We start from the raw sequence: 24,959 nt of genomic DNA on the forward strand, positions 1-24,959 counted from the left end.
GCGCGGGAATGCTTCCGCGCCCTTTTTGTATCCCAAGCGTGGCGTATTCTTTCAGGTTCGCTTGCCACACTTTAGGGCTTTGGTTTTGCGCATGTCGTGGCCGCAAAACCGCTGAATATTTTTGCGCGACATGTTTTAGGACGAGACGAGCTCATGAGCCGCGAGACGCTGAAGACCCTGTTCCATCCCTTTGCCAGCGGCACAGTCCAGGCGCCCGGCGAGGGCGAGCGCGTGCTCTTCCTCGGCGCCGAGGCGGGCTTTGCGCTGCCGGAAGGCTTTGCCGCCTCGCTCAGTGCCGTCCAGGGCTTCCGTCCGCTCTATCGACAGCTGCTGGCCCAGCGGATCGAAGCGACGCCTGAGATCGACGGTGAGGACTATGACGCGGCGCTGGTGCTCTGCACCAAACACAAGGGCGAGAATGAAGCCAATCTCGCCGCCGCGATCGCCCGCACGCGAGCCGGTGGCCTGATCGTCGTTGCCGGCGCCAAGGAAGACGGTATCCAGCCGCTGCGCAAGCGCCTGGAAGGTTTCGGCCTCGCCGTCGACCACATGCCGAAATATCACGGCGTCGCCTTCTGGTTCGGCCGGCCGGCAGAGGCCGGCGATATCGTCTCCAAACTGGCAAAGGCGCCGGTGCACGTCGACGACCGCTTCCATGCGAGCGCCGGCATGTTCTCGCACGACCGGATCGATGCCGGATCGGAGCTGCTCGCCTCGCGCCTGCCGCAGGATTTCACCGGCGACGTTGCGGACTTCGGCGCCGGCTGGGGCTATCTCTCCGTCGAGATGGCGCAGAAGTCGCGTGGACTGACACGCCTTGACCTCTACGAGGCCGATCACGCGGCTCTGGAGGCCGCGAGGGATAATCTGGCGGAGAACTGCCCGAACGCGCCTGCGCGCTTCTTCTGGCACGATCTGGCGGGCGAACCGGTCAAGGACAAATACGACCTCGTCATCATGAACCCGCCCTTCCATGAGGGCCACGCAGCCGAGCCGGCGCTCGGCCAGGCCATGATCAAGACCGCCGCATCTGCCCTTCGCGGCGGCGGCCGCCTGATGCTCGTCGCCAATCGCGGCCTGCCTTACGAGCCGGTTCTTGCAGCAAACTTCAAGGAAAGCGGCGAAACCTGCCGCAATGCCCGCTTCAAGGTTCTTTGGGCGAAGAAATAAGGCCCAGTGGCCTCGAACCGATTTTCATCGACGGAAACAAAAAGGCCGTGCGCATCAGCTGAGCACGGCCTTTTTGTTTCAAGCGGGCGGCGTTTATTCCACGTCCGCCTTACGCAGCGTTTCCAACGTCGGCATTGATGTGACGTTATAGCCGGCGTCGACGAAGTGGATCTCGCCTGTCACACCGGCGGAAAGGTCGGAGAGCAGGTAGAGCGCCGAGCTGCCGACCTGGTCGATGGTGACGGTCTTGCGCAGCGGCGCATTGCGCTGGTTCCACGAGAGGATCGCGCGCGCATCCGAAATGCCGGCGCCGGCAAGCGTGCGGATCGGGCCTGCGGAAATGGCGTTGACGCGAATGCCGCGCGGGCCGTAGTCGGCGGCGAGATAGCGCACCGAAGCCTCGAGCGCCGCCTTGGCGACGCCCATGACGTTGTAATTCGGGATGACGCGCGTCGAGCCGTTATAGGTCAGCGTCAGCATGGCGCCGCCGTCTTCCATCAATGGAGCACAGCGCTTGGCGATCTCCGTGAAGGAGAAACAGGAAATGACCATGGTGCGGCTGAAATTTTCGCGCGTCGTATCGGCGTAAAGGCCCTTCAGCTCGTTCTTGTCGGAAAAGCCGATGGCGTGAACGATAAAATCGAGCTTGCCCCAGCGCTCACCGATCGCGTCGACGACGGTATCGACGGAGGCGACATCCTCGACATCGCAGGGCAGGACGAAATCGGAACCGACTTCGGCAGCGAGCGGCTTGACGCGCTTGCCGAGCGCATCGCCCTGATAGGTGAAGGCGAGTTCGGCGCCCTGTGCAGCGAGAGCTTTTGAAATCCCCCAGGCGATCGAGTGGTTGTTTGCGACGCCCATGATGAGCCCGCGCTTACCCTGCATGATTCCCGTCATGTTATTATCCGTTATGGCGCTGGAAGACGAGCGTAGCGTTCGTCCCGCCGAAGCCGAAGGAGTTGGAGAGGGCGATATCGATCTTCGCGTTGTCGATACGCTTGCGCACGATCGGTACGCCTTCGAATTCGGGATCGAGTTCGGTGATGTGAGCGCTTTCGCCGATGAAGCCTTGCTGCATCATCAGCAGGGAATAAATCGATTCCTGCACGCCGGCGGCACCCAGCGAATGGCCGGTCAGCGACTTGGTCGACTGGATATATGGGATCTTCGATCCGAATACTTCCCGGATGGCGCCGATTTCCTTGCTGTCGCCGACCGGTGTCGACGTGCCGTGGGTATTGACGTAGTCGACATCGCCTTTGACCGTGGCAAGCGCCTGGCGCATGCAGCGGATGGCGCCCTCGCCCGAGGGAGCGACCATGTCGTAACCGTCGGAAGTTGCGCCGTAGCCGACGATTTCGGCGTAGATCTTGGCACCGCGCGCCTTGGCGTGCTCCAGTTCCTCGAGCACCAGCACGCCGGCGCCGCCGGCGATGACGAAACCGTCGCGGTTGACGTCGTAGGCGCGCGAGGCGCTGTCGGGCGAGTCGTTGTACTTGGAGGACATGGCGCCCATGGCGTCGAAGAGGTTGGACATCGTCCAGTCGAGGTCCTCATGGCCGCCGGCGAACATCATGTCCTGCTTGCCCCACTGGATCATCTCGGCGGCATTGCCGATGCAATGCGCCGATGTCGAGCAGGCCGACGAGATCGAGTAGTTGACGCCGTGGATCTTGAACCAGGTGGCGAGCGTGGCGGATGCGGTCGAGGACATCGCCTTCGGCACGGCGAAGGGACCGATACGCTTCGGGCTGTTATTCTTCAGGGTGATTTCGGCGGCCTCGATGAGGGTACGGGTGGATGGGCCGCCGGAGCCCATGATGATGCCGACGCGTTCGTTCTGACCGTAGTCCTTCTCTTCCAGGCCGGAATCGGCAAGCGCCTGCTTCATGGCCACGTGGTTCCAGGCCCCGCCCTGCGACAGGAAGCGCATGGCGCGGCGATCGACCAGTTCGGCCAGTTCTGCGGCGCCGAGCTTGGGGCTGCCCCAAACCTGGCACTTGAAGCCGTGTTCGGCGAAATCGCTGGAGAAGGAAATACCCGACTTTGCCTGCCGCAAGGATTCGGTGACTTCGGCCGCGTCGTTTCCGATCGAGGACACGATACCCAGACCCGTTACAACTACCCGTCTCATCTGATCAAACCTTTGTTGTTTTCGTCAGCCGCTTAAAATGCGGTTCAGGCCGTCTTGTCTTTCGATAGACCGACGCGAAGGTCGGCCGCCTGATAAATTGTTTCACCGTCCGCCTTCAGCCAGCCGTCGGCGGTGCCAAGCACCAGGCGGCCGCGCATGACGCGCTTGAAGTCGATGCCGTATTCGATCAACTTTGTGTGCGGGCGCACCATGCCCTTGAATTTCACTTCGCCCGTTGAAAGCGCCATGCCGCGGCCTTCCTCGCCGAGCCAGCCGAGGAAGAAGCCGGTCAGCTGCCACATGCCGTCAAGGCCGAGGCAGCCCGGCATGATCGGGTTACCTTCGAAATGGCAGGGAAAATACCAGTCGTCGGGACGTACGTCGTATGCGGCGCGCAGATAACCCTTGTCGAAGGCTCCGCCCGTTTCGGAAATCTCCGTGATGCGGTGAACCATCAGCATGGGCGGCAGGGGCAGCTGCGCATTGCCGGGTCCGAACAGCTCGCCGTGCGCGCAGGCGATGAGTTCTTCGTACGAGAAGCTGGACTGTCTGGTGGTCATAAAGTTTCTTTTTCCCCCCGCGTGAAGCCGATGGATGTGAACGTGTAGTCCAAGTTCTCCAGAAAATGAAGCATGAGCAAGGCAGCTTCATTCATGGCTCCGGACCAGGCTTTCGCCTATATTTGGTGGTCGCATACAGGAAGGCTAGGGCCGCGACCAGAGCTATTTGCGTCAGAAGCCCGTTTTTGCCGCGTTTATCAGGCTCTTGTCCCCATTGAACTATTGAAAGGCTCCGGTGCAAAAGTTATACCGCTTGAAGAAACATGATTGCTTTATGCAGGAATAATCGGAGTTGGTCTTGATGGCGGGTGCATCCCCGATCGCAATAGAGGTAAGGCTGCGCGGCGCGGGCCTGCGCCCCACCCGCCAGCGCGTCGCGCTCGGCGACCTCCTGTTTGCCAAGGGCGACCGGCATTTGACCGTCGAGGAACTGCACGAGGAGGCGGTTGCCGCCGGCGTGCCGGTTTCGCTGGCGACCGTCTACAACACGCTCCACCAGTTCACGGAAGCCGGCCTGATCCGCGTTCTCGCCGTCGAGAGCGCCAAGACCTATTTCGACACCAATGTTTCCGATCATCACCATTTCTTCGTCGAAGGTGAAAACGAGGTGCTCGACATTCCCGTCAGCAACCTGACGATCGGCAATCTGCCGGAACCGCCCGAGGGCATGGAGATCGCCCATGTCGACGTGGTGATCCGCCTGCGGGCGAAGCAGAGCTGACGTTAACGCCGCCTTACATGACATCGTCGGGATGCCGGCCGGGCTTGTGCTTGTAGGTCGGGAAGGTCCAGCCGAACCAGAGAGCTCCGCCGCGCACGGCGAAAGCCGCCGCGACGCCGCAGGCGGAAGCCAGATAGAGCTGCATTCCCAACCCATTGGCAGCCGTGAAGACGCCGGCGCCGACGAGGGCCGCGGTCACGTAGATTTCCGGCCGCAACAGCACAGAGGGCTCGTTTGCCATCAGATCGCGCAGGATGCCGCCGAAGGTCGCCGTCAGCGTACCGGTGACGATCGCGATGGTCGGAGAGCCGGTGGCGGCAAGCCCCTTGGCCGCGCCAAGCACGCAATAGGCGGCAAGACCGATCGCATCCAGCCAGATCAGCAGGCGATAGCGCGATTCCAGGAGATGGGCGGTGAAAAAAACAATGACGCCCATGATGCAGCAGACCAGGATATAGGCTGGATTCAGCACCCAGAAGACCGGCACGCGGCCGAGCACGATATCGCGCACGGTGCCACCGCCCGTTCCCGTCACCATGGCGAAGAACAGAAAACCGATCAGGTCCAGCTGCTTGCGCGAAGCGGCGAGCGCTCCAGTCGCGGCAAACAGCGCAATGCCGGCATAATCGAGATAGACGAGCAGAGACATGCGAGCCCCGGGACCGGCAGAAGTTCAGAGCATGATGCCGAAAAGTGTGAGCGGTTTTCTCATGACATCATGCTCTAACTCTTGAATTGAGAACAGGATTCAGATTTTAGGCCGAGTAGACCTAAAATCATCCTGTTCTCGGGAAAGAACCACGGCGGCAAGGGCGGCGCAAGGCGGCGCGGCCATAAAGCCAAAGTCTTTATTTGACGCATGTCGCCCAAAACCACTGCACATTTTGGGACGACCTGCCTAGGAGCCTTTATCCAAAAGAGGAAAGCCGTGAAAACGCTGCTGCTCGCCGTTCTGAACATCGTCCTGCTGCTTGTCATGCCGGCTGTCGCCTTCAGCCAGCAATCGCTGATCTCCGATCCCGAGATCTACGAGAAGAAGCATTTCCAGGCACAGTGCAAGGTCGCCGAATTCGCCGACGGCTTCATCATCCGGCAGGATATCAACAATGACGGGCTGATCGATGCCGTGGTCAATGAGGGCCAGCTGACCTGCGACGGGCAGAAGGGGCCGCAATGCAATGACGACGGCTGCACCAATAATTTCTATCTGCAGGTTGCCGAGGGCGGCTATTTCATGATCGCGACGGCGCAGATCTACGGCTACGACTTCGTCCAGCGCTTCGGCAACATGGTGCTGGCGATGAAGATGCATCCGCGTTTCTGCGACCGCACCGAGGGCGACCCCTGCATCGTGACGGCTCGCGTCCGCGGCACGAAATTCGTCACCATCTCGAAGAAGTAAGCACCTAACCCCGAGAGATTTTCGGGGGTTAGGTGCAAATTCAAAGTGATAGAGCGTCTTCGGCGCATCCTATGGGACGCCCGGCGCTCTATTGCGGATAGAGTTCCGACGTCCGGCCGGCGAGATAGTAGCCGACCAGGCCGTACCATTCGCGGATCGCCGTCGCCATGTTCTGCGCATTCAGGTTCGGTTGGGTGAAATCCAGTCCGGGCTTCACCTTGCCGTCGGTGCGATAATCCGTCGGCCAGGGCACGATGTCGATGCCGAGCTTGCGGAAGATGCCGACGGAGCGCGGCATGTGAAAGCCCGAAGTGATCAGCAGACAATTGGAAAGGCCCTGGCTTGCCAGGAATTCCTTGGTGTTGACGGCATTTTCGAAGGTCGTGCGCGACGACTTCTCCTCAATCAGGCGATCCCTGCCGACACCGAAGAGCGGGAAGAAACGCTCGGATGCCGCCGCATCGCCTTCATAGATGCCGGAGATGGAGCCATCGCCGCCCGACACCAGAATACGCGACTGCGGAAATTTCTGCGCAAGGCGCAGTGCCTCGACGAAGCGGTCGGCCGCACTGCTGAATTCTATGCCGTGACGCGCCGTATTCACTTCGCTTTCGAAAGCGCCGCCAAGGACGATCATGCATTGCAGGTTGTCGGGATCGGCCGAGGGCTTTGCGAACCGCTCCTCCAGATTTTGCATCATGAGATTGCCGGCCGTGGTGTAGAGCGTGACGAAGAGGATGATGGCCGAGCCCATCGCGCCAAGGATGCTTAGGCTACGCCAGCGCAAAAGGCCGGCAATGAGGGCGAAGAAGACAAGAAAGAATGCCAGCGACAGCGGCTGGCCAAAAATCCACACGAGCTTCGAAATGAAGAACAAGACCTACTCCTTGAAGATGGGCGGCTGTCCTTCCTATCCGATTCGGCGGTGACAGGAATGCGACGGTTCTACTTCGCGCGGACAATGGCCGATTGGTTTGATGCGACCTTCTGATTGAAGCGCCGCTGAAGCGGCCGCGGGATCAGCATTGCGGCAAGCGCAAGCACCATGGCGAAGAGGGAGACCAGCCACAGCGCATGCGCGCCCGCCAGTCGCGTCAGGACGGCGCCGGCAATCGCGCCGAGCACCATGCCGCCCCAGGGCACGATCTGGATCGTCCATTCGACACGGCGGTCGCCGATGATCCAGCGGCCGATGCCGCGGCCGAACCGCGACAGGGCGCCGGTCACATAGGTCAGGCCGATTGGCAGGCCTTCGATGTGCTCGACGGCGGCATTCACCATGCCCATGGCGAAAACAATCAGGTAGAATCGCGCCAGCAGCAGGTTCTGCATGGTCAACATCGAGGCAAGCGCCAGATCCAGGCCGACGCAGCCGAGCACCACGAAGATACGACGCTGTGAGACATGGGCGATGACGATGCCCGCCGCGTTGCCAAGCACGAAAACGAGGATGGCCGAGATCAGGACTGCGGCGTGATCGAGATTGCCGTCGCTCAAGGCCAAGGCGGCCCGCGTCGTGTTGCCGGTCATGAAGGACACGAAATCGCCGGTCAGCAGAAGACCGGTCGCATCCGTCATGCCGGCAAGAAACGAGATCGCACCGACAAGGGCGACGCCGATCACGGTTCGTCGGGTACGGATGATGCGGCGGCGTCTTGCTCTGGTCATTGGCTGAGGGTCCTGAAGCCGAATCGTTGGGATTCCGGCAACAAGGATAAATCCTCTCATTGAGGAATTGGCAAAGGCGATGGAATGGAGAGAGAAAGATTCTAAAACCTGTCGCGATCTTGGCTTCGGTCCCGCGATCTGGCAGACGGAGCTTATAAGCCGCCATCGCCGTATCGCTGGGGAACGTATGGAAGATCAGAATTTTCTCATTCCAACCGGTGCCTTGATCCGACAGGGCGGGCGGGCCTGTTTCCGTCATCTCGTCAATACGAGCCCCTTGTTGATACGGGTGCAATCGGGAACGAAGATCGTCACGGCAGCGGACAAGCCTTTACGGTTTGATGCCGGCGCATATGGCCTGCTGCCCGATTATCAGCCGCTGACGATGGAGAACATTCCAAAGGCTCCGCAGCGGTATCAGACCGTTGCGCTCCCCGTTCCCAGACAATTGTTCGAGGATGCCTATGCCCGCATGGGCTCGATCGCCATCCCATCGACGCCCCTTCCCGCGCGGTCTTCCAACATGCCTGATGAAGCGGCTGTATTGTTCGAATATTGCTGCCAGCCCGGCAATCTCGCCAGGCTTCCCGTTGCCATCGCTAGGGCTCGCTTGATGGAACTCATCACCTGGTTTGCTCTGTGCGGGGCGGTGTTGGGCCAAAGCCGGAGCCTTCGACTCGAAGACCGGTTGAGGCAAATGGTTGAAATCGATCCGGCCTTCGGCTGGACGCTGCGGCACGCGGCGCGCTCGTTCAACATGAGCGAGGCGACGCTCAGGCGCAGGCTCGCAGCCGAAAATACCGGCTTCAGCGAGATCCTGAGCGATACCCGGATGAACCGGGCCCTGGGCCTCGTTCAGACGACGACCCTTTCCATGGCGCAGATTGCGCTCGAAGTCGGCTACGACTCGCCTTCTCAATTCGCGGCGCGCTTCAAGGAGCGGTTCGGCACCAGTCCGCGCCATGTGCGCAACGGCTCCGAGCCGGTTGAGCGGATCGGGACAGAAGTTGAGCGTAGCGGGGCAGACGTGCTTTCCGGGTGACGATAGCTCTGCGGCATCATCAACCGCAGGAAAGCAACATGCGTTTCATAACAGCACTTCTCGCAACGTCCCTTATCGGCGTCACGGCCGCACATGCGGAAATGAAGCTCACCTCGACGGATCTGACCCCGGGCAAGCCCATGGCCGACGAGCAGGTCTTCAACGGCTTCGGCTGCTCGGGCAAGAACATCTCGCCTGACCTCGCCTGGTCCGGCGCTCCCGAGGGCACCAAGAGCTTCGCCGTCATGGCCTACGACCCGGATGCTCCGACCGGCTCGGGCTGGTGGCACTGGTCCGTGTTCAATATTCCGGCGGATGTCTCGAAGATTGCCACCGGCGCAAGCGGCGACAAGAAGCTTCCCGAGGGTGTCGTGGAAGGCCGCACCGACTTCGGCGTATCAGGATATGGCGGCGCATGCCCGCCGGCCGGCGATAAGCCGCACCATTACCAGTTCACCGTCTACGCGCTGTCGGTCGACAAACTTCCCCTGCCGGATACGGCGCCTGCAGCCATGGTCGGCTTCTATGTCAGGGCCAATACGCTCGGCAAAGCCTCCGTCGAGGTCACCTACGGCCGCTGAGGTCGGCTTTGGATCGTGATTACGATCCACTGAATGTCGTTAAGACCTGAAATCGCCGGTGAGCAGAAGACCGATCGCATCCGCCATGCGCTAAAAACGAGATCGAGCCGACGAGAGCAAGCCCCATCACGGTTCGCCCGGTGCGGATGATACGGCGGCGTCGTGCTCTACTCATCGGCGGACTCCTAAGGCCAATCGCGGAGATTCCGGCAACAAGCTCGTTGTGGCTGGAGCACGCGGACTTGAACGGCAACATATTTTCGGCCATAAAACGGCGTCGCTTCAGATCGAAGCTCCGTAAGCGTTTACGTCAATCAACGCGCAACCCGCCGGTCGGCGCTGCGCAATTGTTCTGATCGGCATCTTACGGAGATCAAAATGCCCAAAGGCAAACTCCCCAAACGCTATAATACAATCGTCATGCCGCTCATCCTCTCGCTGCTGATGACATGCGTCGTCTCGGCGATCAGCATCCTGAGAGCACAAGGCCTGACCGCGCCTGCCCTTGCCATGTGGCCCTCCGCATGGGCGCTATCCTGGGCTATCGCCTTTCCCGTCCTGCTCTTGGTGCTGCCGCTGGTAAAGCGGCTGACGGCTGCTATCGTCGAGATGTGAGGCGTAAGGCGCCGGCGGGCTGCGGGAGCGGCCTGCCGGGCATATCTGCACGATTTAGCTGCTCCGACTTTCGCACGGCAGGCGGTTCTCAATCGGAATCGACCTTCCAATTGGTGAGGGGACGGGGATCCAGATTCGGCTGGACCAATCTCTTCCTGGCAAAGGCCCGACCAGAATGCGATTTTAGATATTTTTCGAATTCAAGAGCTTTGTGCTTGTCGGGAAAGGCGCAATACCAAAGCAAATTCCACGGTGCGAATTTGGCGGTATGGGCAGATTTTCCCGCATTGTGCGCCGCAAAGCGCTGCTTCAGATCTGCGGTGGACCCGGTATATTCCTGATTGGGAAAATCGACACTGCGGAGAATATAGACATACCACATCAGCACTTCAGCCCGTCGTCGCCCTTCGGGCTATGCCGGGCACTGCTTCGGCCTAACGGTTTCCCGCGGCTGCGCCACGCGAAGCCCGTAAGGGCGAAGCGTGGTGGAGCTAAGCGGGATCGAACCGCTGACCTCTTGCATGCCATGCAAGCGCTCTCCCAGCTGAGCTATAGCCCCATCAAGGCGGTCCGGCGTGGCCGGTCCTGGGATACTCGTCAGGGCGTGCCCTTCGGAGTGGCGGCTTATTACTTGCGGTTTTCGCAGATAGCAAGCCTAAAAAACCCGGCCCGGAATTTTTTTGTCATCCGGGCCGTCATTCGTCGATCAGACTTCGTCTTCGTCGCCGGTCACGCCGATGATGTCGCTCATGTCGTCGTCGTCATCGTCCTCGTCGGGTGTGAGGAAGGTATCGTCATCGTCGTCGCCTTCGATTTCGACATCGTCGTCGCCGATATCGGGGATGTCGTCGCCGGCGGCGGCATCATCGGCATCTTCCAGCGACACCAGTTCGACTTCGGTGTTTTCGGTATCGACTTCCGCGACCTCGTCTTCCTCGGCAACGTCGGCAATCGCCGAGGTTTCTTCGAAGAAGGACAGAGGATAGGACTTGCCGGTATAAGGAGAGACGATCGGATCCCGGTTCAGGTCATAAAACTTCTTGCCGGTTTCCGGATCGGTACGCTTGGTTCCAAGTTCCGCTTTCGCCACTATAAGCCTCGTGAGAATGGCCGAATTCAAAATTCGGCAAATGCCGTTCAAGCCGGCGTTCCATCGGAATTTATAAGCCGGTCCCCTTAATCGCTGCTGCTTCCCATGTCAAAGCCAAACTTTATGATCGCCGTGCGGGGTTTTTCGCATGCCGGCAGATGACCGCCCGGCGCGTTTATGTTAACGAGCCGCGGCAGCCGCAGAACGGCCAGAAAATTGCCACCGCCCGGATCGGAACGGCGGAGGAAATGTGCCGCATTTGCAAAGGATTACGCCATGTCGCACGGCTCTCGGCCAAGGCCCGTCACCGCCCGTAAATCCGTAAATCTTGCCGGCGTCGTCCGCATTCCCGGCGATAAATCGATCTCGCATCGCTCCTTCATGTTCGGCGGGCTCGCTTCCGGGCAAACGCGGATTACCGGACTGCTTGAAGGCGAGGACGTGATCAATACCGGCCGGGCGATGCAGGCGATGGGCGCCAGGATTCATCGGCAAGGCGCAGAGTGGGTGATCGACGGCACCGGCAACGGCGCGTTGCTCGCGCCCGAGGCACCGCTCGATTTCGGCAATGCCGGCACCGGCGTGCGGCTGACCATGGGACTCGTGGGCACTTACGATTTCTCCTCTACCTTCACAGGCGACGCATCGCTTTCGAAACGGCCGATGGGCCGCGTTCTCGATCCGCTGCGTGAAATGGGCGTGCAGGTCAGCGCATCGGCGGGAGACAGGCTGCCGGTAACGCTGCGCGGCCCGAAAATGCCGAGCGCGATCCGCTACCGCGTACCGATGGCCTCAGCCCAGGTGAAATCTGCCGTCCTGCTTGCCGGGCTCAATACGCCCGGTATCACAACCGTTATCGAGCCGGTGATGACGCGTGACCATACCGAAAAGATGCTGCAGGGTTTTGGCGCCGCGCTTTCTGTCGAGACTGATAAGGGTGGCGTACGCGCGATCCGGCTTGAAGGGCGGGGCAGGCTCACCGGCCAGGTCATCGACGTGCCCGGCGATCCCTCCTCCACCGCCTTCCCGCTGGTCGCAGCACTCATCGTCCCCGGTTCGGACATCACCATCCTGAACGTGCTGATGAACCCGACGCGCACGGGGCTGATCCTGACGCTGCAGGAAATGGGCGCCGATATCGAGGTGCTGAACGCGCGCCTTGCCGGCGGCGAAGACGTCGCGGATCTGCGGGTGCGGCATTCCGAACTCAAGGGCGTGACCGTGCCTGAAGAACGGGCGCCGTCGATGATCGACGAATATCCCATCCTCGCCGTCGCCGCCTGCTTCGCCGAAGGCACGACGGCCATGAAGGGGCTGGAGGAACTGCGCGTCAAGGAATCCGATCGTCTTTCCGCCGTCGCCGACGGGCTGAAGCTCAATGGCGCGGACTGCGAGGAGGGCAAGGATTTTCTCGTCGTGCGCGGCCGGCCTGATGGCAAGGGGCTTGGCAACGCTGCCGGCGGTGAAGTCAGGACGCATCTCGATCATCGCATCGCGATGGGCTTCCTTGTCATGGGGCTTGCCGCGGAGCATGCTGTGACGATCGACGACGCGGCAATGATCGCGACCAGCTTCCCCGAATTCATGACGCTGATGACCGGTCTCGGAGCAAGGATCGAAGAGGTGCCGGAATGATTAGTGGACCAGCCGCCGCAGGATTGATCGCATGACAACCAAGACTTTCATCATCGCCATCGACGGCCCGGCGGCAGCCGGCAAGGGCACGCTTTCGCGCCGCATCGCCGAGCAATACGGCTTCCATCATCTGGACACCGGCCTGACCTATCGCGCCACGGCCAAGGCGCTGCTCGATGCAGGCCTGCCGCTCGACGACGAGGCGGTGGCCGAAAAGATCGCGCGGGAGGTTGAACTTGCCGGACTGGATCGTGATATACTTTCCAGGCACGAGATCGGCGAAGCCGCGTCGAAGATAGCGGTCATGCCGGCGGTACGTCGCGCGCTTGTCGAGGCGCAGCGGCGGTTTGCGGCAAAGGCGCCGGGAACGGTGCTCGACGGACGTGATATCGGCACCGTCGTCTGCCCGGATGCGCCGGTGAAACTCTATGTGACGGCGTCGCCGGAGGTGCGCGCAAGACGCCGTTACGAGGAGATCCTCGGCAAGGGGACAACGGCGGATTTCGATGCGATCTTCGAAGACGTCAAGCGGCGCGACGATCGCGACACGAATAGGGCTGATAGTCCGATGAAACCGGCGGTCGATGCACACTTGCTTGACACGTCGGAAATGAGTATAGAGGCCGCGTTTCAGGCTGCTAAATCGTTTATCGACGCCGCCTTGAGCCGAAATGCCTCAAAATAAGCGGTTTTCCGTGCTTCGTGCGCGGGACGCTCATGCAAAGCAAGCCTGAAATTCCGTCCAAGCGCCGGATTGCCTTCTTGAAAGAGGGCGGACTGGGTTCAGGCCCATTCAACTCGAACCAACCGGCGCATACGTGAGCCTTGAAACTATCGAAGGCCACGCAGGAGATTTTATGTCAGTAGCAACTCCCTCTCGCGAGGATTTCGCGGCCCTTCTCGAAGAGTCCTTTGCCAAGAACGATCTGGCTGAAGGCTATGTTACCAAGGGTATCGTCACGGGCATCGAAAAGGATGTCGCCGTTGTTGACGTCGGCCTGAAGGTCGAAGGCCGCATCGCGCTCAAGGAATTCGGCGCGCGCGCCAAGGATGGCCAGCTCAAGGTTGGCGACGAAGTCGAAGTTTACGTTGAGCGTATTGAAAACGCGCTCGGGGAAGCCGTTCTGTCGCGCGAGAAGGCTCGCCGCGAAGAAAGCTGGGTCAAGCTCGAAGCCAAGTTCGAAGCCGGCGAGCGCGTCGAAGGCGTTATCTTCAACCAGGTCAAGGGCGGCTTCACGGTCGACCTCGATGGTGCGATCGCCTTCCTGCCGCGTTCTCAGGTCGATATTCGTCCGATCCGCGACGTCACTCCGCTGATGCACAACCCGCAGCCCTTCGAAATCCTCAAGATGGACAAGCGCCGCGGCAACATCGTGGTTTCGCGCCGTACGGTTCTGGAAGAATCCCGTGCCGAACAGCGTTCTGAAATCGTTCAGAACCTCGAAGAAGGCCAGGTTGTTGACGGCGTCGTCAAGAACATCACCGATTACGGTGCGTTCGTTGACCTCGGCGGCATCGACGGCCTGCTGCACGTCACCGACATGGCATGGCGCCGTGTGAACCATCCGTCGGAGATCCTGAACATCGGCCAGCAGGTCAAGGTTCAGATCATCCGCATCAACCAGGAAACCCACCGTATTTCGCTCGGCATGAAGCAGCTCGAGTCCGATCCGTGGGATGGCATCCAGGCCAAGTATCCGGAAGGCAAGAAGATTTCCGGTACGGTCACGAATATCACCGACTACGGTGCGTTCGTCGAGCTGGAGCCGGGCATCGAGGGCCTGATCCACATCTCGGAAATGTCCTGGACCAAGAAGAACGTTCACCCCGGCAAGATCCTGTCCACGAGCCAGGAAGTCGAAGTCGTCGTTCTCGAAGTCGATCCGTCCAAGCGCCGTATCTCGCTCGGCCTCAAGCAGACGCTGGAAAACCCGTGGGCAGCATTCGCCCGCAGCCATCCGGCTGGCACTGAAGTCGAAGGCGAAGTCAAGAACAAGACCGAATTCGGCCTGTTCATTGGCCTCGACGGCGATGTCGACGGCATGGTTCACCTCTCTGATCTCGACTGGAACCGCCCGGGCGAACAGGTCATCGAGGAGTTCAACAAGGGTGACGTCGTCAAGGCTGTCGTTCTCGACGTCGACGTCGAGAAGGAACGCATCTCGCTCGGCATCAAGCAGCTTGGCAAGGATGCAGTCGGCGAAGCAGCAGCTTCCGGCGACCTGCGCAAGAACGCAGTCGTTTCCTGCGAAGTCATCGCGATCAACGACGGCGGCATCGAAGTGAAGCTCGTCAACCACGAAGACATCACTTCCTTCATCCGTCGCGCCGACCTCGCCCGCGACCGCGACGAGCAGCGTCCTGAGCGCTTCTCGGTCGGCCAGGTCGTCGACGCCCGCGTCACCAACTTCTCCAAGAAGGACCGCAAGATCATGCTGTCCATCAAGGCTCTGGAGATTGCGGAAGAGAAGGAAGCCGTCGCTCAGTTCGGTTCGTCCGACTCCGGCGCTTCGCTCGGCGACATCCTGGGCGCAGCCCTGAAGAACCGCGGCGGCGAATAAGCCTCGCAACGGTCTCTGAATTGAAGAACCCGCCGGAGCGATCCGGCGGGTTCTTCATTTTCAGGCTGTAAGAAAGTTATTCCCAGCCGACCATGCGCTGATAGAGGGCATAGACCGGGTCGGCGGCCGCGCCTGCCGGCTGATGAGCCACCGGTTCGGCATCGATCATCCTCGGAGTCCTTCGCGCAGGTGCTGCGTCGGTTTCTTCGCCGTCTGGCTCGGCGTCCTCGCCGCCGGACTGCGCCTGCTGCTGATCCTCAGAGGCGTCGTCGCGGTGGTGCTGGTGATGCGTGTCGCCTGCCTTTTCGTTCGGCAGCATATCCTTGGCGAACTGGTAAGGCACCTGGGTATAGGCGAGCCCTTCCGGCATCCTTGCCGCCAGCGGCACATAGGAAGCTTCGGCCGCCTGGGGAACCGGCGTCATTTCCGTCTGCGCGGAGATCTCTTTCGGCTGACGGGCAGCCGCAGCCGCGATCTCTATATCCATCTGTGATGGGCGAGGCGCGGTGGACGGGCCTGCATCGGGCGCGGTGAACTCCGCCGGCTGACGGGTCAAGGTCTCGGTCGCGTCGCTGATGACGGCTTCATCGAGGATCGCATCGATCTCCACCGCCGCCTCGACGGGACCATACTCCAGCACGGCCTCGATCTCCTGCTCGCGGATGATGGTGGCGATCATCTCCGAAGCCTCTTCGGTCATGGAGGCGACGATTCCCGTCCAGTTCCTGGGGATGACCGGATCGGCCTTTTCCGACGTCGCGCGCGGTTGGATGGCGGGTGGTTCCGCCGTCTCTCCGATATCGTCTGCTTTTGCCGGCTCCGCCGGCAGGATTTGCCGGGGTTCGATCTCCTGCGAGACAGATTTTTCCGGGGTGACCTCCCTGGCCGTCACCGGAGCGGGTTCGGTGTGGTTTTCTGGCTGCGGCCCTTCCGGATCGATAGCCTGCATGGTGTCGGCGATGATTGCTTCTTCGGCCGTCGCAAGCTCCGCGGCCTCGATCGGCGGCTCGCCCGGCAAGGGCATCTTTTCCGTCGGCTGGCGCGCGGTGGCGGGCAGGCTGTCCTCGTGCAGCTGGATCTCCGGGCGGGCTTCGGCGCGCACCGGCGAAGCATCGTTCTGGCCGTAGGAGCGCATGACGGCGCGGGCGGCGAGATCGCGGTCCTTGTAGCGGACGATTTCCAGATAGGCGATGATACGGGCTGCCTGCGGGCCGGTCGGGTTCTTCAGGGCTTCGGCGATCATCCGGAGCGGCAGGCTATGGCCCTGGTCGGTCAACTGGCGCTCGACCTCGTCGATCCTGGCGGCCGGCAGCCGCCGGATGGCATCGGCAAGCCGGGAGGCGAAGGCAAGATTGGTCTCGTCCTCGCCACGATCCAGCGAGATCGAGCGGCCGGCCGCATCGATGACATCGAACAAAGCTTCGACCATGCGCTCACGCGCGGCAAGGAGGAGAATATTGAGCTTGCCGGCAATGGCGGAATTCAGGTCAGTGGCTTCGACAGCGTTGACAGGGGCAGGCGCGACCACCGAACGGCCGAGGCCTTCGGCGACGATCGCCGCGGCCTGACCTTGGGACGAAAAGCTTGCATTGGACGCTGCACGAACGGGAGACAACATGGCATGCCCTTTCGTAAAGTGACGATGAAAGCAGGCTCTATAAAAGGACCGCGCTCATCCGGCCCCTTGCATCCCAGCAGATCCTCCTGTCCGCATGACGCAATTCTGGCGTCATCGAATGCATAAAAATTAAATCAATTATTAAAAAAGAGACATTAATGAATCGCTAACAGCCGCAGACGAAGCTCGCCTACGGCCGTGAAAACCCTCGAATGAAGACAATTCGTCAGCTATGGGCGAAGATATCGGCCTCTTCCCAGCCGAGCAGGTCGAGCTTGGCGCGGGTCGGCAGGAACTCGAAGCAGGCCGTGGCGTGGTCGAAACGGCCGTCGCGGATCAAGCGCTCGGTCAGCTTATTGCGCAGGGCGTGCAGATAAAGCACATCGGACGCGGCATATTCGAGCTGGGCTGGCGACAGCGTCTCGGCCGCCCAATCGGAGGATTGCTGCGCCTTGGAGACATCGACGTCGAGCATCTCCTTGAGATTGTCCTTGAGGCCGTGGCGATCTGTGTAGGTCCGGCAGAGCCGCGAGGCGATCTTGGTGCAGAAGACCGGTGTCGTCGTGACGCCGAAGGTGTGGAAGAGCACGGCGATGTCGAAGCGGCCGTAGTGAAAGATCTTCTGATGGGTCGGGTCTTCGAGCAGGGCGACGAGATTGGGGGCCCGCTTCTGGCCGGCGGCGATGCGGATGACGTCGGCGGTTCCGTCACCCGGGGAAAGCTGGACGACGCAAAGCCGGTCCCGACGCGGCACCAGGCCGAGCGTCTCGGTGTCGATGGCGATCGCGCCGGTATAGCGGGCAACGTCGGCCGCTGATATATCGCCTTCGTGATACCGTATGGTGGCCGCCATGAGACTGTCTTTCGTTCAAATGCATCCCTGTGGCGCTATAGCGCAAAGGCGCTCAGTGCGAAACCGCTTTCCTCTTGCCACCGAGTTCAGAAGGTCGGCGGCGTGTTGATCCAGAGTAGCACGGTTTCGCCGTCGTGGCGGTTGCGCCAGGAGTGGTAACGGCGGCTTTCGAAATAGAGGGAATCGCCCGGGCCGAGATCGAAGAACTGATCGCTATCGAGCACCAGTTCGAGCCGGCCGGACAAGATATGCATAAATTCTTCGCCCTCGTGGCGATAGGCGCCCTCGCTTGTCGCGCCCGGCGCCAGTACGAAACGGTGACAATCCATCATCCTGCGGCCGTCGGCGAGAATCTGCACCGTGACTCCAGGCGTCGTTTCCGGCCAGTTGCGCCATTCCCCGGCACGTACCAGCGCCAGCTCGTCCTCGTTTTCCTCGCCGGAAAGGCGGGAGACGGTGGTGCCGTAATACTCGGCAAGATCGTGCAGCGTCTTGAAACTGACACCCTGCGAGGTGCGCTCGAGCGTCGAGAGCGTCGAAGAGGTGATGCCGATGTCGCCGGCCACTTGATCGAGCGTCTTGCCGCTCGCATGGCGCAGGCTGCGCAGCTTGCGGCCGAGACCGGAATCCTGGCTCGTTTCCCCGCCATCGGCGGAAGGCTCCTCGCCCTCCAGAGCCTCGCGGATCGCCGCCGGATTGAGGCCGCGCTCGACACGATACCAGGAGATCCGCTTCAGGCGTGCCACATCATCGGCGCTGTATTGCCGGTGGCCGGTTTCGGAGCGCCCGGGAACCACGAGGCCCTGGCTTTCCCAGAGGCGCAAGGTCGAGGCCGAAACGCCCGCCAGCCGCGCGGCCTCCGCCACCTTGTAGCGCACAGGCCCATTATCATTCATCCGCCGATATCCTCGATTCAAATCGCCCGAAGCATTCATCAAAAGGCGTGATGTTTGAAGCAAAAAATCCCACTTGTTTTCTTGCAGGAAAAATGTAGGAATTTTCTACATGTCTTGCAGAACTTATGCAAGATAGTTCTCAAGCCCTTTCAGCGCAGGAGCGTATAGATGAACGGAACAAGCCTTACCGACCGGAAAAATGCCGCGATTTCCCGCGGCGTCGGCGTGACGACCCAGATCTATGCAGATCGCGCAGAGAATGCCGAAATCTGGGACAAGGAGGGCCGCCGCTATATCGATTTCGCCGCCGGCATCGCCGTTCTCAACACCGGCCACCGCCACCCCCGGATCATCGCCGCGGTCAAGGAACAGCTCGATCGCTTCACCCATACCTGCCATCAGGTCGTGCCCTATGAGAGCTACGTGCACCTCGCCGAACGGCTGAACATGCTCGTGCCGGGTGATTTCGAGAAGAAGACGATCTTCGTCACCACAGGCGCCGAAGCGGTCGAGAACGCCGTCAAGATCGCCCGCGCCGCAACCGGCCGCTCGGCCGTCATCGCTTTCGGCGGCGGCTTCCACGGCCGGACCTTCATGGGCATGGCGCTGACCGGCAAGGTCGTGCCCTATAAGGTCGGCTTCGGCGCAATGCCTGGCGACGTATTCCATGTTCCCTTCCCGGTCGAGCTGCACGGCGTCACCGCGGATCAGTCGCTTGCGGCGCTGAAGAAGCTTTTCGCCGCCGATGTCGATCCGCAGCGCGTCGCGGCCATCATCATCGAGCCGGTGCAGGGCGAAGGCGGTTTCTATCCGGCGCCGGCCGCCTTCATGAAGGCGCTGCGCGAACTCTGTGACCAGCACGGCATCCTGCTGATCGCCGACGAGGTGCAAACCGGTTTTGCCCGCACCGGCAAACTGTTCGCGATGGACCATCACGAGGTGGCCCCTGACCTGACCACGATGGCAAAGAGCCTTGCCGGCGGCTTTCCCCTTGCCGCCGTCACCGGCCGCGCCGCGATCATGGACGCGCCGGGACCGGGCGGGCTCGGCGGCACCTATGGCGGCAATCCGCTCGGCATCGCAGCCGCCCATGCCGTCCTCGACGTCATCGCGGACGAGGATCTCTGCAACCGCGCCAACCAACTCGGCGGGCGGCTGAAGCAGCGGCTGGAATCGCTGCGCGAGAAGGTGCCGGAGATCGTCGATATTCGTGGACCAGGCTTCATGAACGCCGTCGAGTTCAACGACAAGGCGACGGGGTTGCCGAGTGCCGAATTCGCTAACCGGGTGCGGCTGATCGCGCTCGACAAGGGACTGATCCTGCTCACCTGCGGGGTCCACGGAAACGTCATCCGCTTCCTCGCGCCGATCACCATCCAGGACGAGGTGTTCGGCGAGGCGCTCGACATTCTCGAAGCCTCGATGCTGGAGGCGAGCGCGGGCAAGTAACCGCGCCGCAACCGGATTTCAATGGCTGCCGGTAAACGGCAGCCGCACTCCCAAGGAGTACGATATGGCTTTCACCACCGCACTGACCAAGCACGTTCCCTTTTCCTCGCCTCTCCTGCGCGACGCCGGCTATATCAACGGCGCCTGGACGGCAGGCGATGCCACGAAGACCTTCGACGTGCTCAACCCGGCAACCGGCGAACTGCTCGCCTCGCTGCCCGACATGGGCGCTACTGACACGCGGACGGCAATCGATGCGGCCCATGCCGCGCAGCCGGCCTGGGCTGCCCGCCCGGCCAAGGAGCGGAGCGCCATCCTGCGCAAATGGTTCGACCTGATGGTCGCCAATGCCGATGAGCTCGCGGCGATCCTGACCGCCGAAATGGGCAAGCCCTTCGCCGAAGCGCGCGGCGAGATCCTGTATGCCGCCGCCTATATCGAATGGTATGCGGAAGAGGCCAAGCGCATCTATGGCGAGACGATCCCCGCACCTTCGGACGATAAACGCATGATCGTCATCAGGCAGCCGGTCGGTGTCGTCGGGACGATCACGCCGTGGAATTTCCCGGCGGCGATGATGACCCGCAAGATCGCCCCCGCACTTGCCGTCGGCTGTACCGTCGTGTCGAAGCCCGCTGAACAGACGCCGCTGACGGCGATCGCGCTTGCGGTGCTCGCCGAGCAGGCCGGCATTCCCGCCGGCGTCTTCAACGTCATCGTCGGTATCGACGGTCCAGCGATCGGCCGCGAGCTTTGCGGCAACGAAAAGGTGCGCAAGATCAGTTTCACCGGCTCGACCGAGGTCGGCCGCATCCTGATGCGGCAGTGCGCCGATCAGATCAAGAAGGTGAGCCTGGAGCTCGGCGGCAACGCGCCCTTCATCGTCTTCGACGATGCCGATCTCGACGCTGCCGTCGAGGGCGCGATCGCCTCCAAGTATCGCAATGCCGGCCAGACCTGCGTCTGCGCCAACCGTCTCTATGTCCAATCGAAGGTCTATGACGCTTTTGCCGCAAAGCTTGCCGCGAAGGTCGCCGAGATGTCTGTCGGCGACGGCTTCAAGGCAGGCGTCGTGATCGGGCCGCTGATCGACGAACAGGGCCTTGCCAAGGTGGAAGACCATGTCAGCGACGCGCTTGCCAAGGGCGCCAAAGTGCTGACCGGCGGCAAGCGTATCGAAGGCGCCGGCACGTTCTTCGCGCCGACGGTGCTGACCGGCGTTGCCCGCGGCATGAAGGTGGCGCGCGAGGAAACCTTCGGGCCGGTGGCGCCGCTCTTCCGCTTCGAAGCGGTCGAGGACGTCATCGCCCAGGCCAATGATACGGAGTTCGGTCTTGCCGCCTATTTCTATGCCGGCGACCTGAAGAAGGTCTGGCAGGTGGCGGAAGCGCTGGAATACGGCATGATCGGCATCAATACCGGCCTGATGTCGTCCGAGACGGCGCCTTTCGGCGGCATCAAGCAATCCGGCCTCGGCCGCGAGGGCTCGCGCCATGGCGCCGACGACTTTCTGGAAATGAAATATCTCTGCATCGGCGGCGTCTGACGCGCCCCCTTATGAACAGGAAAGCACGCGGCATTCCGCCGCGTGCTTTCAATAATGCGGCGGGCGGGTGATACCCGGCGCTTCCAGAGACTGCTCCTCGAGCGACAGGAAACGTTCCGTCAGCCGATCGAGCTTGGTGCGCATCTGCTCGACTGTCTTCCATTGTTCGGCGAGCTGGTCGGAAAGCTCCTCGATCGTCTTTGCCTGGTAGGCCAGCATCTCCTCCAGCCGGGTGATTCGGTTCGTCTCGTCGGACATCGATCCTCCTTTGCCGGAAGCGGCGGAACAGATGGTTCTGCAAAGCGGAAATAGGGCGTCTCGTCAATGATTTCGATGGTGGGAGAGCCATCGCAAAACTGTACCGTTTAGTTACTGAAAGACCTTGCCGTGCCTGATGTTGTGGGGTAGGCCCTTATCGATCAGGGAGGAATACTGATGGATGTTGGGAACGGCTTTCTTCATCCGGACCGGCTCTTTCCGGCCGATCCGGCGACCCGGAGCGTCGCGCGGGATCTCTACGAGACGGTGCGCAATCTTCCGATCGTCAGCCCGCACGGGCATACCGAACCGTCCTGGTTCGCCGACGACAAGCCTTTCGAAGACGCGGCCTCGCTGCTGGTCATTCCCGATCACTATCTCTTCCGCATGCTGCACAGCGTCGGCGTCGCATTGGACGATCTCGGCGTGCCCAGGCTCGACGGCAAGCCTGTTGCAACGGGGCGGGCGATCTGGCGGACCTTTGCCGCGCATTACCATCTTTTCCGCGGGACACCTTCGAGCCTCTGGGTCGACCACGCGATGTCGGCCGTGCTCGGCTGCACCGAGCCGCTGACGGCTGCGAATGCCGATGCGCTCTACGACCACATCAATGCCCAGCTCGCCCTTCCCGAATTCCGCCCGCGGGCACTGCATCAGCGATTCGGCATCGAAACGATCGCAACGACCGAAGGCGCGCTCGACCCGCTTGTGCACCACCAGAAGATGGCGGCGGACGGCTGGATCGGCAAAGTGCGTACCACTTACCGGCCGGACAGCGTCACCGATCCCGACGCGGTCGGCTTCCGCGACAATCTCCTCAAGTTCGGAGAGATTACCGGCACTGATGTGACGCGCTGGGACGGCCTGATCGAGGCGCATCGGCGCCGGCGCGCCTATTTCCGCCAGTTCGGCGCGACTGCGACCGATCACGGCGTGCCGACCGCCTTCACCGCCGATCTGCCCTCCATCGAAAAGCAGGCGCTCCTCGACAAGGCGCTGAAGGGTCCGCTTTCCCTTGGCGAGGCCGAACTCTTCCGCGGCCAGATGATGACCGAAATGGCCGGGCTTTCGGCTGAAGACGGCATGGTGATGCAGATCCATGCCGGCTCGAGACGCAACACCGACCGCGCACTCTTTGCGACCCGCGGCGCCAATATGGGCGCCGATATCCCGACATCGACGGATTGGGTCGGCGGCCTGAATGCGCTGCTTTCCAAATACGGTCATGCGCCGGGCCTGCGCGTGCTGCTCTTCACTCTCGACGAGACGACCTATGCGCGCGAGATGGCGCCGATGGTCGGTCACTGGCCCTGCCTGATGATAGGCCCGCCCTGGTGGTTCCACGACAGCCCGCTCGGCATCCGCCGCTATCTCGATCAGGTTGTGGAGACGGCAGGTTTCGCCAATATGGCGGGCTTCAACGACGATACGCGCGCGCTGCTTTCGATCCCGGCGCGGCACGACGTCTGGCGGCGCGAAGTCTGCCGTTTCCTCGCTCAGCTCGCCACCGAGCACCGGATTTCCAAGCGGGAAGCCGAGATCGTGGCCGGCGAGCTCTCCTATGGCAATGCGAAGAAGGCCTACAAGCTGTGACCGAACGACTGCAAACCCTTACCGGCCTCGCCCCGACGGCGAAGCTTCCCGCCTATGACCGCAGCCGGCTGAAAAGCGGTATTCTGCATCTCGGGCCCGGCGCCTTTTTCCGCGCCCATTTTGCGCCCTTTACCGATGCAGCGCTTGCCGTTGGCGGCGGAGACTGGGGCATCGAGGTGGCAAGCCTGCGCACCGCCGATGTCGCCGATCACCTCAACGAGCAGAACGGCCTCTATACGATGCTGATCCGCGACACCTCAGGCACGACGGCGCAGGTGATCGGCCCCGTTCTGCGGGCGCATGTGGCAACGCGCGATCCGGCCGGCCTGCTGGCGCGGCTCGAAGACCCCGATATCCGCATCGTCAGCATGACGGTGACGGAAAAGGCCTATGGTTTCGATCCCGCGACAGGCGGCCTCGACCTGAAGCACCCCGATATTGTCGCCGATCTTGCCAACCGGCATGCGCCGCGCGGCGTCATCGGTTATCTCGTCGAAGGCCTTGCGCGCCGCCGGCAGAAGGGCATCCTGCCCTTTACGCCGCTGAGCTGCGACAACCTGCCGAGCAACGGTGCGGTGCTGAAGCGCCTCGTGTTGGAATTCACCTCCCGTATCGATCCCGACCTGCATCGCTGGATCGAAACGAACGTGCCTTTCCCGTCCACGATGGTCGACCGCATCACGCCTGCCAGCACCGACGCGACCTATGCCGACGCCGAGCGGCTGACGGGCCGCACGGATATGGCGGCGATCGAGACGGAGCCCTTTACGCAATGGGTCATCGAAGACCATTTCGTCAACGGCCGGCCGGCTTGGGAAAAGATACACGGCGGGCTGATGGTCGAGGAAGTCTCGGCCTACGAGAAAATGAAGCTGCGGATGCTGAATGGCGCCCATTCGCTGCTTGCCTATCTCGGTTATATCGGCGGCTATGAATTTATCCGCGACGTGATGGACGATGCCGGCCTGGCGGCGCTTGCCTACCGCCACATGCATGCGGCGGCGCGAACGCTCGACGCGGTGCCCGGCATCAATCTCGACGACTATGCCAGTGAATTGATAGCACGCTTTGCAAACAAGGCGATCGCGCATCGCACCTATCAGATCGCCATGGACGGCACGCAGAAACTGCCTCAGCGGCTGCTCGAGCCGGCATGCGAGGCTCTGGCGCATGGCGACAGGGCGGAGACCTATGCGATCGCCGTCGCGGCTTGGATGCGGTATGCGATCGGCGAGCGCGGCAATGGCGAGCGCTACGAGCTGCGCGATCCCCGCGCCGCAGAAATCGCCGCCCTTATCGCCGATGTTCCCCGTACCGGTCCGGCGATCTCAGCGGCCCTTTTCACTCTTCCCGGCCTTTTCCCGACGGCCTTGACCGGACATCGGGCCTGGACGCAGGATGTCTCGGACAAGCTGGAGATCCTGATTCAGGACGACCGGCTGCCGCTGTTCTGAGATTTGGAGTCTTTCCGAGATTCCGGCTGGGAATGATGAGGCGAGGGGGTGCCGCAAGGCACAACATCTCCTCGTCACCTCTACCCTCGAGCTCGACCCAAGGGTAGAGG

The 24,959-nt window shown here is 61.7% G+C and carries 26 protein-coding genes, 1 tRNA gene and 1 pseudogene; 14 read left to right on the top strand and 14 right to left on the bottom strand.

What is annotated here, in order from left to right:
- Positions 1 to 153: 153 nt before the first annotated feature.
- Complete coding sequence (locus EFD55_RS19715; RefSeq protein ID WP_125846722.1) at positions 154 to 1,170, top strand: class I SAM-dependent methyltransferase; 1,017 nt, start codon at positions 154 to 156, stop codon at positions 1,168 to 1,170.
- A 93-nt stretch (positions 1,171 to 1,263) separates the two neighbouring features.
- Here EFD55_RS19715 and fabI read toward each other — a convergent pair whose 3' ends face one another.
- From fabI to fabA, 3 genes are read right to left on the bottom strand one after another with little or no spacing between them, the layout of a single operon-like run.
- A complete protein-coding gene (fabI, locus tag EFD55_RS19720; RefSeq protein WP_125846723.1) occupies positions 1,264 to 2,070 on the bottom strand; it encodes an enoyl-ACP reductase FabI in 807 nt (268 codons plus the stop codon).
- A gap of 4 nt (positions 2,071 to 2,074) precedes the next feature.
- Entirely contained in the window at positions 2,075 to 3,307 is a 1,233-nt protein-coding gene (gene fabB / locus EFD55_RS19725; RefSeq protein ID WP_125846724.1) for a beta-ketoacyl-ACP synthase I, read from the bottom strand.
- Positions 3,308 to 3,351: 44 nt separating this feature from the next.
- Complete coding sequence (gene fabA / locus EFD55_RS19730; RefSeq protein WP_008536155.1) at positions 3,352 to 3,867, bottom strand: 3-hydroxyacyl-[acyl-carrier-protein] dehydratase FabA; 516 nt, start codon at positions 3,865 to 3,867, stop codon at positions 3,352 to 3,354.
- A 72-nt stretch (positions 3,868 to 3,939) separates the two neighbouring features.
- Between fabA and EFD55_RS33480 the strand changes: the two genes are divergently transcribed.
- Both EFD55_RS33480 and irrA read left to right on the top strand, forming a co-directional pair.
- On the top strand, positions 3,940 to 4,134 hold the full coding sequence (locus EFD55_RS33480; protein WP_131588445.1) for a hypothetical protein: 195 nt from the start codon (positions 3,940 to 3,942) through the stop codon (positions 4,132 to 4,134).
- Positions 4,135 to 4,168: 34 nt separating this feature from the next.
- Positions 4,169 to 4,588: an iron response transcriptional regulator IrrA gene (irrA, locus tag EFD55_RS19735; RefSeq protein ID WP_125846725.1), complete on the top strand. Its 420-nt coding sequence runs from the start codon at positions 4,169 to 4,171 to the stop codon at positions 4,586 to 4,588.
- Between the two features lie 13 nt (positions 4,589 to 4,601).
- Here the strand turns inward: irrA and EFD55_RS19740 are convergent, their stop codons facing one another.
- A complete protein-coding gene (locus tag EFD55_RS19740; protein WP_125846726.1) occupies positions 4,602 to 5,237 on the bottom strand; it encodes a trimeric intracellular cation channel family protein in 636 nt (211 codons plus the stop codon).
- Between the two features lie 279 nt (positions 5,238 to 5,516).
- Between EFD55_RS19740 and EFD55_RS19750 the strand changes: the two genes are divergently transcribed.
- Positions 5,517 to 5,990, top strand: a complete 474-nt coding sequence (locus tag EFD55_RS19750) for a hypothetical protein (protein ID WP_125846727.1) — start codon at positions 5,517 to 5,519, stop codon at positions 5,988 to 5,990.
- A gap of 88 nt (positions 5,991 to 6,078) precedes the next feature.
- Here EFD55_RS19750 and EFD55_RS19755 read toward each other — a convergent pair whose 3' ends face one another.
- Positions 6,079 to 6,867, bottom strand: coding sequence for a YdcF family protein (locus EFD55_RS19755; RefSeq protein WP_125846728.1), 789 nt, complete (start codon positions 6,865 to 6,867; stop codon positions 6,079 to 6,081).
- A 68-nt stretch (positions 6,868 to 6,935) separates the two neighbouring features.
- The gene (locus EFD55_RS19760) at positions 6,936 to 7,658 is read right to left on the bottom strand and encodes a YoaK family protein (RefSeq protein ID WP_125846729.1); all 723 of its coding nucleotides are present in this window, start codon (positions 7,656 to 7,658) and stop codon (positions 6,936 to 6,938) included.
- A 187-nt stretch (positions 7,659 to 7,845) separates the two neighbouring features.
- Between EFD55_RS19760 and EFD55_RS19765 the strand changes: the two genes are divergently transcribed.
- Entirely contained in the window at positions 7,846 to 8,700 is an 855-nt protein-coding gene (locus tag EFD55_RS19765) for an AraC family transcriptional regulator (RefSeq protein ID WP_125846730.1), read from the top strand.
- A 38-nt stretch (positions 8,701 to 8,738) separates the two neighbouring features.
- Complete coding sequence (locus tag EFD55_RS19770) at positions 8,739 to 9,281, top strand: YbhB/YbcL family Raf kinase inhibitor-like protein (protein ID WP_125846731.1); 543 nt, start codon at positions 8,739 to 8,741, stop codon at positions 9,279 to 9,281.
- A 42-nt stretch (positions 9,282 to 9,323) separates the two neighbouring features.
- On the opposite strand, the pseudogene EFD55_RS33845 reads toward EFD55_RS19770, so the two are convergent.
- Positions 9,324 to 9,456, bottom strand: a pseudogene (locus EFD55_RS33845) (YoaK family protein); the annotation flags it as partial.
- A gap of 203 nt (positions 9,457 to 9,659) precedes the next feature.
- Here EFD55_RS33845 and EFD55_RS19780 point away from each other — a divergent pair.
- Positions 9,660 to 9,896, top strand: a complete 237-nt coding sequence (locus EFD55_RS19780; RefSeq protein WP_125846732.1) for a DUF2798 domain-containing protein — start codon at positions 9,660 to 9,662, stop codon at positions 9,894 to 9,896.
- 88 nt (positions 9,897 to 9,984) lie between these two features.
- Here the strand turns inward: EFD55_RS19780 and EFD55_RS19785 are convergent, their stop codons facing one another.
- The 3 genes from EFD55_RS19785 to EFD55_RS19795 all read right to left on the bottom strand — a co-directional run bounded on the left by EFD55_RS19785 (position 9,985) and on the right by EFD55_RS19795 (position 10,986).
- Positions 9,985 to 10,278, bottom strand: coding sequence for a GIY-YIG nuclease family protein (locus tag EFD55_RS19785; protein ID WP_125846733.1), 294 nt, complete (start codon positions 10,276 to 10,278; stop codon positions 9,985 to 9,987).
- Between the two features lie 101 nt (positions 10,279 to 10,379).
- A tRNA-Ala gene (locus EFD55_RS19790) sits at positions 10,380 to 10,455 on the bottom strand.
- 147 nt (positions 10,456 to 10,602) lie between these two features.
- Entirely contained in the window at positions 10,603 to 10,986 is a 384-nt protein-coding gene (locus EFD55_RS19795; protein ID WP_125846734.1) for a TIGR02300 family protein, read from the bottom strand.
- A 276-nt stretch (positions 10,987 to 11,262) separates the two neighbouring features.
- On the opposite strand from EFD55_RS19795, the gene aroA reads away from it, so the two are divergent.
- The 3 genes from aroA to rpsA all read left to right on the top strand — a co-directional run bounded on the left by aroA (position 11,263) and on the right by rpsA (position 15,182).
- A complete protein-coding gene (gene aroA / locus EFD55_RS19805; protein WP_125846735.1) occupies positions 11,263 to 12,621 on the top strand; it encodes a 3-phosphoshikimate 1-carboxyvinyltransferase in 1,359 nt (452 codons plus the stop codon).
- Between the two features lie 31 nt (positions 12,622 to 12,652).
- Complete coding sequence (gene cmk / locus EFD55_RS19810) at positions 12,653 to 13,306, top strand: (d)CMP kinase (protein WP_125846736.1); 654 nt, start codon at positions 12,653 to 12,655, stop codon at positions 13,304 to 13,306.
- Positions 13,307 to 13,478: 172 nt separating this feature from the next.
- The gene (gene rpsA / locus EFD55_RS19815; RefSeq protein WP_125846737.1) at positions 13,479 to 15,182 is read left to right on the top strand and encodes a 30S ribosomal protein S1; all 1,704 of its coding nucleotides are present in this window, start codon (positions 13,479 to 13,481) and stop codon (positions 15,180 to 15,182) included.
- 76 nt (positions 15,183 to 15,258) lie between these two features.
- On the opposite strand, the gene EFD55_RS19820 is transcribed toward rpsA, so the two are convergent.
- The 3 genes from EFD55_RS19820 to EFD55_RS19830 form a co-directional block, all read right to left on the bottom strand.
- Positions 15,259 to 16,800 carry a hypothetical protein gene (locus EFD55_RS19820; RefSeq protein ID WP_125846738.1) on the bottom strand — a complete coding sequence of 514 codons (1,542 nt, stop codon included), beginning with the start codon at positions 16,798 to 16,800 and terminating at the stop codon, positions 15,259 to 15,261.
- Between the two features lie 226 nt (positions 16,801 to 17,026).
- Entirely contained in the window at positions 17,027 to 17,653 is a 627-nt protein-coding gene (locus EFD55_RS19825; protein WP_125846739.1) for a ribonuclease D, read from the bottom strand.
- A gap of 86 nt (positions 17,654 to 17,739) precedes the next feature.
- Positions 17,740 to 18,549 (bottom strand): MerR family transcriptional regulator, encoded by an 810-nt coding sequence (locus EFD55_RS19830; protein WP_125846740.1) that lies wholly within the window; start codon positions 18,547 to 18,549, stop codon positions 17,740 to 17,742.
- A gap of 168 nt (positions 18,550 to 18,717) precedes the next feature.
- Between EFD55_RS19830 and EFD55_RS19835 the strand changes: the two genes are divergently transcribed.
- Together EFD55_RS19835 and EFD55_RS19840 are read left to right on the top strand one after the other, a co-directional pair.
- The gene (locus tag EFD55_RS19835) at positions 18,718 to 19,998 is read left to right on the top strand and encodes a 4-aminobutyrate--2-oxoglutarate transaminase (protein WP_125846741.1); all 1,281 of its coding nucleotides are present in this window, start codon (positions 18,718 to 18,720) and stop codon (positions 19,996 to 19,998) included.
- Positions 19,999 to 20,062: 64 nt separating this feature from the next.
- Positions 20,063 to 21,544 carry an NAD-dependent succinate-semialdehyde dehydrogenase gene (locus EFD55_RS19840; RefSeq protein WP_125846742.1) on the top strand — a complete coding sequence of 494 codons (1,482 nt, stop codon included), beginning with the start codon at positions 20,063 to 20,065 and terminating at the stop codon, positions 21,542 to 21,544.
- A 48-nt stretch (positions 21,545 to 21,592) separates the two neighbouring features.
- Here the strand turns inward: EFD55_RS19840 and EFD55_RS19845 are convergent, their stop codons facing one another.
- Complete coding sequence (locus EFD55_RS19845) at positions 21,593 to 21,802, bottom strand: SlyX family protein (protein ID WP_028757154.1); 210 nt, start codon at positions 21,800 to 21,802, stop codon at positions 21,593 to 21,595.
- A 177-nt stretch (positions 21,803 to 21,979) separates the two neighbouring features.
- Between EFD55_RS19845 and uxaC the strand changes: the two genes are divergently transcribed.
- Positions 21,980 to 23,395, top strand: a complete 1,416-nt coding sequence (gene uxaC, locus EFD55_RS19850; protein WP_125846743.1) for a glucuronate isomerase — start codon at positions 21,980 to 21,982, stop codon at positions 23,393 to 23,395.
- Positions 23,392 to 24,849, top strand: coding sequence for a mannitol dehydrogenase family protein (locus EFD55_RS19855; protein ID WP_125846744.1), 1,458 nt, complete (start codon positions 23,392 to 23,394; stop codon positions 24,847 to 24,849). The genes uxaC and EFD55_RS19855 overlap by 4 nt, the downstream gene beginning before the upstream one ends.
- Positions 24,850 to 24,959: the final 110 nt, after the last annotated feature.

This window comes from Rhizobium pisi (assembly GCF_003938655.1).
Taxonomy (GTDB): Bacteria; Pseudomonadota; Alphaproteobacteria; order Rhizobiales; family Rhizobiaceae; genus Rhizobium; species Rhizobium pisi.